The sequence below is a fragment of the Tardiphaga sp. genome, from assembly GCF_028290785.1.
In the GTDB taxonomy this organism is placed as follows: domain Bacteria; phylum Pseudomonadota; class Alphaproteobacteria; order Rhizobiales; family Xanthobacteraceae; genus Tardiphaga.
Window position 1 is genome coordinate 1 of record NZ_JAQGJD010000028.1, and the last position, 9,541, is coordinate 9,541.

9 protein-coding genes and 1 pseudogene are annotated in these 9,541 nt (G+C 62.2%); all 10 read right to left on the bottom strand.

Annotation, left to right across the window (positions count from 1 at the left end; genetic code table 11):
• Positions 1-1,229 (bottom strand): annotated as a pseudogene (locus tag JWR89_RS01670) (DNA-directed RNA polymerase subunit beta); the annotation flags it as partial.
• Between the two features lie 424 nt (positions 1,230-1,653).
• Positions 1,654-2,025 carry a 50S ribosomal protein L7/L12 gene (gene rplL / locus JWR89_RS01675; protein ID WP_299710962.1) on the bottom strand — a complete coding sequence of 124 codons (372 nt, stop codon included), beginning with the start codon at positions 2,023-2,025 and terminating at the stop codon, positions 1,654-1,656.
• Between the two features lie 54 nt (positions 2,026-2,079).
• Positions 2,080-2,598 carry a 50S ribosomal protein L10 gene (rplJ, locus tag JWR89_RS01680; RefSeq protein ID WP_299710965.1) on the bottom strand — a complete coding sequence of 173 codons (519 nt, stop codon included), beginning with the start codon at positions 2,596-2,598 and terminating at the stop codon, positions 2,080-2,082.
• A gap of 757 nt (positions 2,599-3,355) precedes the next feature.
• Positions 3,356-4,003, bottom strand: a complete 648-nt coding sequence (locus tag JWR89_RS01685; RefSeq protein WP_299710968.1) for an Isoquinoline 1-oxidoreductase subunit — start codon at positions 4,001-4,003, stop codon at positions 3,356-3,358.
• Positions 4,000-6,177: a xanthine dehydrogenase family protein molybdopterin-binding subunit gene (locus JWR89_RS01690; RefSeq protein WP_299710971.1), complete on the bottom strand. Its 2,178-nt coding sequence runs from the start codon at positions 6,175-6,177 to the stop codon at positions 4,000-4,002. Before JWR89_RS01690 ends, JWR89_RS01685 begins: the two co-directional genes overlap by 4 nt.
• Before the next feature lie 3 nt (positions 6,178-6,180).
• Complete coding sequence (locus JWR89_RS01695) at positions 6,181-6,645, bottom strand: (2Fe-2S)-binding protein (RefSeq protein ID WP_299710974.1); 465 nt, start codon at positions 6,643-6,645, stop codon at positions 6,181-6,183.
• Between the two features lie 177 nt (positions 6,646-6,822).
• Positions 6,823-7,773, bottom strand: coding sequence for a 2-hydroxyacid dehydrogenase (locus JWR89_RS01700; protein ID WP_299710977.1), 951 nt, complete (start codon positions 7,771-7,773; stop codon positions 6,823-6,825).
• 213 nt (positions 7,774-7,986) lie between these two features.
• On the bottom strand, positions 7,987-8,169 hold the full coding sequence (locus tag JWR89_RS01705; protein WP_299710980.1) for a hypothetical protein: 183 nt from the start codon (positions 8,167-8,169) through the stop codon (positions 7,987-7,989).
• A 186-nt stretch (positions 8,170-8,355) separates the two neighbouring features.
• On the bottom strand, positions 8,356-9,048 hold the full coding sequence (gene rplA, locus JWR89_RS01710) for a 50S ribosomal protein L1 (protein ID WP_299710983.1): 693 nt from the start codon (positions 9,046-9,048) through the stop codon (positions 8,356-8,358).
• 5 nt (positions 9,049-9,053) lie between these two features.
• Positions 9,054-9,482: a 50S ribosomal protein L11 gene (gene rplK, locus JWR89_RS01715; protein WP_299710986.1), complete on the bottom strand. Its 429-nt coding sequence runs from the start codon at positions 9,480-9,482 to the stop codon at positions 9,054-9,056.
• Positions 9,483-9,541: the final 59 nt, after the last annotated feature.

Consider the following 9,541-nt stretch of genomic DNA (forward strand, 5'->3'; position numbering starts at 1 on the left):
CCGACCGCGGAGAGGTCGTAGCGCTCAGAGTCGAAGAACAGCGACTGGAACATGTTCTGCGCGGAGTCGATGGTCGGCGGCTCGCCGGGACGCATCACGCGGTAGATGTCGAACAGCGCGTCTTCACGCGTCATGTTCTTGTCGGCGTTCAGCGTGTTGCGGATGTAGGCGCCGATGTTGACGTGATCGATGTCGAGCAGCGGCAGGTCCTTGTAGCCCTCCTCGCTCAGCGCCTTCAGCGACTTCTCGGTGATCTCTTCGCCGGCCTCGGCATAGATCTCGCCGGTCTTCACGTTGACCAGATCTTCCGCGAGGTAGTTGCCGACGAGCTCCTCGTCCGACATGCGCAGCGCCTTGAGGCCCTTTTCAGCGAGCTGACGGGCGGCACGGACAGTGAGCTTCTTGCCGGCTTCGAGCACGACCTTACCGGTGTCGGCATCGATCAGGTCATTGACGGTGGAATAGCCACGGAAACGCGTGGCGTCGAACGGCACGCGCCAGCCTTCCTTGATCTTCTTGAACTGGATCTTCTTGTAGAACGTCGAGAGAATTTCCTCGCCGTCGAGACCCAGCGCGAACATCAGCGACGTCACCGGAATCTTGCGGCGACGATCGATGCGCGCGAACACGATGTCCTTGGCGTCGAACTCGATGTCCAGCCAGGAACCGCGATACGGGATCACGCGGGCGGCGAACAGCAGCTTGCCCGACGAATGGGTCTTGCCCTTGTCGTGGTCGAAGAACACGCCCGGCGAGCGATGCATCTGCGAGACGATGACGCGCTCGGTACCGTTGACGACGAAGGTGCCGTTCATGGTCATGAGCGGAATGTCGCCCATGTAGACGTCCTGCTCCTTGATGTCCTTGACCGACTTCGCGCCGGTTTCCTCGTCGATATCGAACACGATCAGGCGCAGCGTCACCTTCAGCGGCGCGGCATAAGTCATGCCACGCTGGCGGCACTCGTCGACGTCGTATTTCGGCGGCTCAAATTCGTATCGAACGAATTCCAGCATTGAAGTGTTAGAGAAGTCCGAGATCGGGAAAACCGACCGGAACACCGCCTGCAGACCCTCGTCGAGGCGGCCGCCCTGGGGTTCATCGACCATCAGGAACTGGTCGTAGGATGCCTTCTGAACCTCGATGAGGTTCGGCATCTCAGCGACTTCTTTAATATGACCGAAGAACTTGCGAACGCGCTTGCGACCTGTGAACGTCTGCTGACCCATCGTGGCCTCTCATTTCGTCGCCCGTAACGGGCGAACCTTCCGAGGCACGACTGGCGTCGCCCCCGGGTTGAATTTCAAAACGCCCCGGCTCCGAGGTCCAATTTCAGGACTAAAGTCCCAATGTCGAACACTTGAATCGCGGAACGCAAAACGACGTGCGGGATGCCTGGCTGCACCCTGCCCGTCGAAACCGTCTAGCTACGGACTGAAAAAGCCCGAAATTGGCATATCTCCCAACGGTTTACGCAGAAACGTCGCCGTTCCCGCCATCAAACCGTGCTTTCGTGCTGCCGTCCCGATATGGGATGGCAATAGTGGAGATTCGAGGGTGGTTCCAAGAATTCCCCACACATTCCTGTGTACAATTCAAAAATCATTCCGGAAGGCGGCCGCTAAGCCGCCTTCCGGGTGAAATCTGTCGTGCTTACTTGAGTTCGACCTTGGCGCCAGCCTTCTCGAGCTGAGCCTTGATCTTCTCGGCTTCGTCCTTGGTGACGCCTTCCTTGACGGCCTTCGGAGCGCCTTCGACCAGGTCCTTGGCTTCCTTGAGGCCAAGACCCGTGATCGCACGGACTTCCTTGATGACTTCGATCTTCTTGTCGCCGGCAGCGGTCAGCATGACGGTGAATTCGGTCTTCTCTTCAGCGGCAGCAGCCGGAGCGCCGGCAGGGCCAGCAACAGCGACGGCAGCAGCGGCAGACACGCCCCACTTTTCTTCAAGCAGCTTGGCGAGGTCGGCAGCTTCGAGCACGGTCAGGCTCGAGAGTTCTTCAACGATCTTATTGAGGTCGGCCATTGTCTTGTTTCCTTAAGCGTATCTAGTTCGAACCAGGGTTGAATGCGAAGGGCGTCAGGCCGCTTCGCTCTTTGAGGCATAGGCCTGAACAACACGTGCGAGCTTGGACGCAGGCGCTGTCGAGAGCTGAGCGATCTTGGTCGCGGGTGCCACAAGGAGACCCAGGATCTTCGCGCGCAGTTCGTCGAGCGAGGGCAGCGCGGCCAGAGCCTTGACGCTGTCGACGTTCAGGACGGTTTTACCCATCGAGCCACCAAGAATGACGAAGTTCTCATTCAGCTTGGCGAATTCGACGGCAACCTTCGGTGCCGCTACCGGATCGTCAGAAGTGGCGATCACGGTGGGACCCTTCAAAAGGGACCCAATGGCAACGACGTCCGTGCCTTCAAGAGCAATTTTGGCGAGACGGTTTTTCGAGACCTTGACCGATGCGCCAGCCAGCTTCATCTGCGTACGCAGCTTCTGCATCTGGGCAACGGTGAGGCCGGAATAGTGGGCGACGACCGCAACGCTGGTGGTCTTGAAGACCCCGTTCAGCGCTTCGACCGCGTCCTTTTTTGCCGCTCTTTCCACAGCAAGCTCTCTCCGGTTGGCGGCCTCTGCCTAGGCAGGACCGCCGGGTTAAACCCACCGCCCCACCCAAAACCTGACCTCAAGACACACGGTCTTCAGACACGCCGGGCGAGACGATATTTGAAAAGCCTGCCCTCCCGAACCGTTACCGGCGCGGGCTGTCGAGGTTCGAACAAGATCCGCGGCCCGTCGCGAGAAGCGACGCTGGCGAAATCCGGTCTTCACCCGTCTATGCTGGCTTGAGGATTAAGCCGTTGAATAAACTAGCATTTGTCTTGCTAAAGTTTGTCGCGGGCGCCAGCAGTCTCGGACAGGATCGAGATCATCCGATGAACCATCGCTGGCTGACTGGAGACCCCTGCCCGCTTCGTCCAATCCGCGTCGTGTAGACCCTCTTTCCAGCAATCCATGCGGATAGCCTGAAAGAAATGGTCTCCTGACGATGTGGGTTGTCGGATGCGAACACAGACGCGCCAGCTATCGCCAGCCCGTCCGGAAGCGGTTGTTTAACGAGTCGCGGCGCGATTGCCAAGCGCAATTTTGTTCCGCGGCATCTTTTATGCAGGGAGGCACTGATCCCTCCCCCAAGCGAAGCGCAGTGGGGGGGTGGCGCGTTGGAGAGCGAAGCGAACCAACGTGACGGGTGGGGAAAGCCCCACGCACGATCGCGTCCGCTGCGAGACCCCCACCCGACCGCGCTTCGCACGGCCACCCTCCCCACGCTAAGACGCGGGGGAGGGAAAGAAGCCGCGCCGCCTCACCCCTTCGGGCACACCGCGCCGGAATCCGCCCAGGCCTTGAACAGTTCGCCGAACTGCTTCTGGGTGCCCGGTGCCGGGGTCCGGTTGCCGCCGGGATTCCAGCCCCAGCCGACCAGTTCGTCTTCCGCCATATGGTGAACCAAGGCCGCCATGTCCTTGCCGCCGTTGCGTTGCTTGTCCTTGATCTGGACGCAGATCTGGCCGAGCGTCTTGCCCTGCCAGGCCATTTCGGCGGGTGCCAGTGCCCACTTCGGATTACCGGGGACGTTGGCGGCATCGAAGTTGGCTTCGTGATGGCAGGTCGAGCAGGCCAGGCCGCCGGCTGCGCCGACGCCGCCCTCGCCGCGCACCACCAGCGGGATGTGCGGACGCATCCGGTCGGTCTGGGTCGGACGCTCGGTCGCCGGATGGCAGTTCATGCAGCGCGGCGACTGGATCACCTTACCGACTTCCTGAAACAGCGCGACGGACCGCTCGTTCTTGCTCTTGATCTTGGCGAAGGCCGAGACCGGCTGCAGCTTCGCCGCATTGACTGCGGTGTCTGTCGCCGCATCGGCCTGGAAGCCCGGTGCGACAAAGGCCAGCAGCCCAGCCGCGAGGGTGCCGGCGGCGAGCGCCAGCATCGATTGCTTGAACAGGGTCATGCGGAGGCTCCCGGCACGACCGGCAATTGCCGCGGACGTCCTATTCCGAGTTTCGCCATCGCATTGGCTACCGCCGGTCCCAACGGGGGAACGCCGGGCTCGCCGACGCCGCTGGGCTTCTCGGTGGATTTCACGATGGTCACTTCGATCTCCGGCATCTCGTTAATGCGCAGCGAGCGATAGGTGTCGAAGTTGCCGGCGACCGGCCGGCCGGCGTCGAGCGTCTGCTCGGCATAAAGGATGTGGCCGAGGCCGAAGCCGATGCCGCCTTCCATCTGCGAGCGGATGATGTCGGGATTGACGGCGACACCGCAGTCCACCGCGCACCACACCTTGTGGACCTTCGGACCATCGTCGGTCATCGACAGTTCGACCACCTGCGCCACGAAGGTGTTGAAGCTCTCCACCACCGCGACGCCGCGGGCGCGGCCCTCCGGCACCTTGTAGTTCTTCCAGTCGGCCAGTTCGGCCACGGCCTTCAGCACGCCGGCATGGCGCGGCTTCTTGTTGGCCATCAGCTCGAGACGGCCTTCCACCGGATCCTTGCCGGCGGCCTCCAGCAGCTCATCGACGAAAGCCTCGACGGCGTAGCCGGTGTGGGTGTGGCCCACCGAACGCCACCACAGCACGGGCACGCCGACATCGACCTGATGCATATCGCATTTGAAGTTTGCGACCTCGTACGGAGTCTCGTGCGAGCCTTCATAGGAGGTCGGGTCGAGACCGTCCTTGAACATGACGGCCTCGAAAAAGGAGCCCTTCATGATCGACTGGCTGACGATCGTGTCGCTCCAGGCCTCGATCTTGCCGTCTCGCACGACGCCGCGCATGCGATGGATGCTGTAGGGGCGGTAATAGCCGCCGCGCATGTCGTCTTCCCGGGTCCAGACCAGCTTGACGCCCTTGCCCGGCCCGATCGCCTTGGCCACCTCGGCGAGCTCGACGGCCTGATGCGTGGTCTGCTGGGCACGGCGGCCGAAGCTGCCCCCGGCAAGGAGAACGTCGATCTTCACCTTCTCGATGGGCAACCCCAGCACCTTGGAGATGGCCATATGGTCCGGCGTCGGAAACTGGCAGCCGTAACGGGCATAGGCGCTATCACCATCCCATTTCAGGTAGGCGTTCAGCGGCTCCATCGCCGCGTGCGCCAGATAGGGAAACACGTACTCCACTTCAACGACGCGGCCGCCCTTGGCCATCGATCCGTCGAAGTCACCCTGGGCTTTCACAACTTTGCCGGGGGTCTTCGACAGCCCGCGGAATTGCTGCAGCAATTCTGCGCTGCCGCGCTTCTCAGCCTTGCTGTCGTCCCAGACAATCTTCAGCGCCTCGCGACCCATCTTCGCCGGCCAGAAGCCTTTGGCATAGACGGCGATGCCGGTCGGCACCTGCTTGACATCGACGACGCCCGCCACGGCCTTCGCCGCCGTCGCATCGAAGGATGCAACCTTGCCGCCGAATTTGGGCGAACGCGCCACCAGTACGGTGAGCATGTCGGGCTCATTGATGTCGAGCGTATAGAACGCCTTGCCGTTGGTCTTGTCGGCGCTGTCGAGGCGCTTCACGACGCCTTCCTTGCCGATCAGCTTGAAGCTCGACGGATCCTTCAGTTTCGGATCGGCCGGCGCCGGCATCGCCATCGCCTTTTCGGCGAACTCGCCGAAGCGGCCTTCCTTGCCCGACGCGTGCTTGATGACGCCGTTTTCGACGGTGATCTCGCCCGCCGGCACCTGCCACGTCTCCGCGGCAGCCGCGACCAGCATCTGCCGCGCGGCGGCGCCGACCTGGCGCATCTGGATGTAGGAGTTCGCAATGGCCGTCGAGCCGCCGGTGCCCTGTATGCCGAACGCCAGATTCTTGTACAGCTCCGGATTCGACGGTGCGTGGTCGGCGCGCATCTGTGACCAGTCCGCGTCGAGTTCTTCGGCTACCAGCGTCGCCATGCCGGTGAAGGGGCCCTGCCCGAACTCGATGCCTTTGCTCAGCACGGTGACCGTGTTGTCGGGCTTGATGATCAGGAAGGTGTTCGGCGCGATATTGATCTTGGGCGCCGCCGGTGCCTGCGCCAACAGTCTGTCGGCGCGCACCACATAGGCGCCGAGAACGAGACCGGCGCCGCCCTTGAGCAGCGAGCGGCGGGAGAGTGCGGTGGTGGCCTTGTCATGAACGGTCATGGCTCAACCCTCCAGCGTTTTGGCGGCGCCATGGATGGCGGCGCGAATCCGGACATAGGTGGCGCAGCGGCAGATGTTGCCATTCATGGCCAGGTCGATGTCGCGATCGGTGGGGGCGGGATTGAGATTGAGCAGCGCGGTGGCGCTCATGATCTGGCCGGACTGGCAGTAGCCGCATTGCGGCACGTCGAGCGCCACCCAAGCCGCCTGCACGGCTTTGGCTTCCTTGCTGTCGAGGCCTTCGATGGTGGTGACCTCGCTATTGCCGACCGCCGAAACCGGCAGCGAGCAGGAGCGCACGGTCTGGCCATCGACGTAGACCGTACAGGCGCCGCATTGCGCGACACCGCAACCGTATTTGGTGCCCATGAGGCCCGCGCCGTCGCGGATCGCCCATAACAAGGGGGTGTTGGGGTCAACATCGACCTGGCGGGTCTGACCGTTTATCTTGAGTGCGAACGCAGCCATCGCTGATGTCCTTATGTTCGAATGTACGCCTACATTCGAGTTGTTCTAAACAGAACAGAACATCTACATCCGCGATGCTGAATAACCCACTCACTTATTTTTGTACCGGCCGGGAACGAAACTCGTTCTTGTGGAAACGGCGCGCACGAACTATCTGCGCGCGCCTTGTCGGGCCTGTCAGGCATGAACCGGATACGGCAGCGGCTTGCCCGCATAAAACGCCGCGAGATTGGCGATCACGCAGTCCTGCATGCCGAGATGGGAATCCAGCGTGTGGCCGCCGATATGCGGCGTCAGCACCACGTTGGGCAGCGCCGTCAAGGCGTCCGGCGCGTGCGGCTCCTTCTCGAACACGTCGAGGCCGGCACCGGCGATGGTCTTGTCGGTCAATGCTGCCAGCAGCGCCTGCTGATCGATCACCGAGCCGCGCGAGATGTTGACCACATAGCCGCTCGGGCCGAGCTTCTTCAGCATGTCGGCATCGATGATGTGCTGGGTGTCCGGACCGGCGCGCACCGCGATCATCAGCACGTCGCACCATTCCACCAGCGCCGCGAGGCTGCTCATGTACTCGTACGGCACGTCATGCTTGCTGCGGCTGTAATAGGCCACCTCGGTCTCGAAGGCCGCGACGCGCGCAGCGATCTTGCGGCCGATCTCGCCCATCCCGTAGACGCCGATCTTGCGGCCGGGATTGCCCGGCAGCGGGCTCATCAGCGGCGACGGTTTGGCCGAGGACCAGCCGCCCTCGCGCAGATACTGGTCGGCCGGCAGGATGCGCCGGGTCACCGCCAGCATCAGAGTCAACGCGAGGTCGGCAACGGAGGCCGCGTTGGCGCCTGGGCTGTTGGCAACGACGATCTTCCGTTCAGAGGCGGCTTTGAAGTCGACGCCGTCATAGCCGGTGCCGTAGCAGATGATAGCGCCGAGGTTGGGCAGCGAATCCATCACGTCGCCCTTCAGCGACTGGCCGCCGGCGGTGATCAGCGCGCGAACGTCCTTGAGTTCGTCGGCAGAGAACGCCTCGGCCGGCTTCTTGCCGGCTGCGTCGAGCAAGTCGAAACGATCGCCAATCCGCTTCATCAGCGTCTTCGGGAAGCGCGAATAGATCAGAACCTTGTCGGCCATCAGGGCATTCCTGTGAATATCAAAACAAAGGACGAAATCGGATAACCCGATTCCGTCCCCCCGGTGCCCTGTGGTGCCGCGCACCGACAAGGCCAAGTTTTTATGTTGGATGGTGTCTAGGAGATATTCAGCAGGAAAGCACCCCGCCCGGCGGTCATACCGGGGGCCATGCGTCTGCGGGGCTGGCCACGAGAGGCCTCGCCGATGTCTGGATCAATTGTCGATGCGAGCGTCCGGACCGGCACTGACGAGTTCGCCCTCCGGATTCTCCCAAAGTGCCTGCAGAAGCCCGACACTGGCACCGGGAAAGACCACGATCGTGGACGAATCGTCCGCTGTCTGCACGATCCGGGTCGATCGTGGGGTATTCCTTACGAAGGCGAGAATCTCAGCCATGGCACGGCTCCAGTTGCTCTTCAGGAATGCGCCGAGACTCGACGGCACGTTCCCGAAGCTTGGGACCGCATGGTTAAGGGAACCTTAAGCTCAGCGCAGATGCAGCCATCGGCCGCCTGCCCAAAAGAAAGGGGCGGAACCGGTTATCCCGATTCCGCCCCTGTTGTTGCAAGCTTTGCGAAGGTCTTAGACGAGCACGGTGCTCGGTTCGACCTTGATGCCAGGACCCATGGTCGAGGACACCGCGACGCGCTGCACGTAAGTGCCCTTCGAGCCGGCGGGCTTCGCCTTGGCGACGGCATCAGCCAGCGCCTTGATGTTTTCGACCAGCTTCTCTTCCGAGAACGAGGCCTTGCCGATGCCGGCCTGCACGATGCCGGCCTTCTCGACGCGGAACTCGACCGAACCGCCCTTGGCACCCTTGACGGCCGAGGTGACGTCCATGGTCACAGTGCCGATCTTCGGGTTCGGCATCATGCCGCGCGGGCCGAGCACCTTACCCAGGCGACCGACCAGCGGCATCATGTCGGGGGTAGCGATACAACGATCGAAGTTGATTTCGCCGGCCTGAACCTTCTCGACCAGGTCCTCGGCACCGACGACGTCCGCGCCAGCGGCACGGGCTTCATCGGCCTTCGGACCCCTGGCGAACACGCCGACGCGCAACGTGCGGCCGGTGCCGTTCGGCAGCGAGACGACGCCACGGACCATCTGGTCGGCGTGACGCGGATCGACGCCGAGGTTCATCGAGATTTCGATGGTCTCGTCGAACTTCGACTTGGCGCGTTCCTTGATCATCTTGATCGCGTCGGTGATCGTGTAGAGCTTCTCACGATCGATGCCCTCGCGGGCGGCTTTCAAACGTTTTCCAATTGCCATGATCTTTACCCCGCGACCTCGACGCCCATCGAACGGGCAGAGCCCTCAACCATCTTCATGGCCGATTCAATGGTGTCGCAATTCAGATCTTTCATCTTCGCTTCGGCGATTTCGCGCACCTGCGCCTTGGTCACCGAGCCGGCCTTGTCGCGGCCGGGCAGCTTGGAGCCCGACTTGAGATCGGCGGCCTTCTTGATGAAGAAGGACATCGGCGGCGTCTTCAGTTCGAAGGTAAACGAACGATCTGCGTAGATCGTGATCACCACGGGGATCGGCGTCGCCTTGTCGATCTTCTGCGTCTGCGCGTTGAACGCCTTGCAGAATTCCATGATGTTGAGGCCGCGCTGACCAAGCGCGGGACCGATCGGGGGCGAAGGATTCGCCGCACCGGCCGGCACCTGAAGCTTCAGGTATCCGGTCACTTTCTTTGCCATGTGTCACTCCTGTTGTGCCGGCATGAAGCCGGCGGTTGCAGGTACCGTGGTTGGGTCGA

What these genes read in the sequence shown, in the direction of transcription:
- rplL (WP_299710962.1), bottom strand. Translation starts at nt 2,025, where the DNA reads ATGGCCGACCTCAATAAGATCGTTGAAGAACTCTCGAGCCTGACCGTG.
- JWR89_RS01685 (WP_299710968.1), bottom strand. Translation starts at nt 4,003, where the DNA reads ATGACCCTGTTCAAGCAATCGATGCTGGCGCTCGCCGCCGGCACCCTC.
- JWR89_RS01690 (WP_299710971.1), bottom strand. Translation starts at nt 6,177, where the DNA reads ATGACCGTTCATGACAAGGCCACCACCGCACTCTCCCGCCGCTCGCTG.
- JWR89_RS01695 (WP_299710974.1), bottom strand. Translation starts at nt 6,645, where the DNA reads ATGGCTGCGTTCGCACTCAAGATAAACGGTCAGACCCGCCAGGTCGAT.
- JWR89_RS01700 (WP_299710977.1), bottom strand. Translation starts at nt 7,773, where the DNA reads ATGGCCGACAAGGTTCTGATCTATTCGCGCTTCCCGAAGACGCTGATG.
- JWR89_RS01705 (WP_299710980.1), bottom strand. Translation starts at nt 8,169, where the DNA reads ATGGCTGAGATTCTCGCCTTCGTAAGGAATACCCCACGATCGACCCGG.
- rplA (WP_299710983.1), bottom strand. Translation starts at nt 9,048, where the DNA reads ATGGCAATTGGAAAACGTTTGAAAGCCGCCCGCGAGGGCATCGATCGT.
- rplK (WP_299710986.1), bottom strand. Translation starts at nt 9,482, where the DNA reads ATGGCAAAGAAAGTGACCGGATACCTGAAGCTTCAGGTGCCGGCCGGT.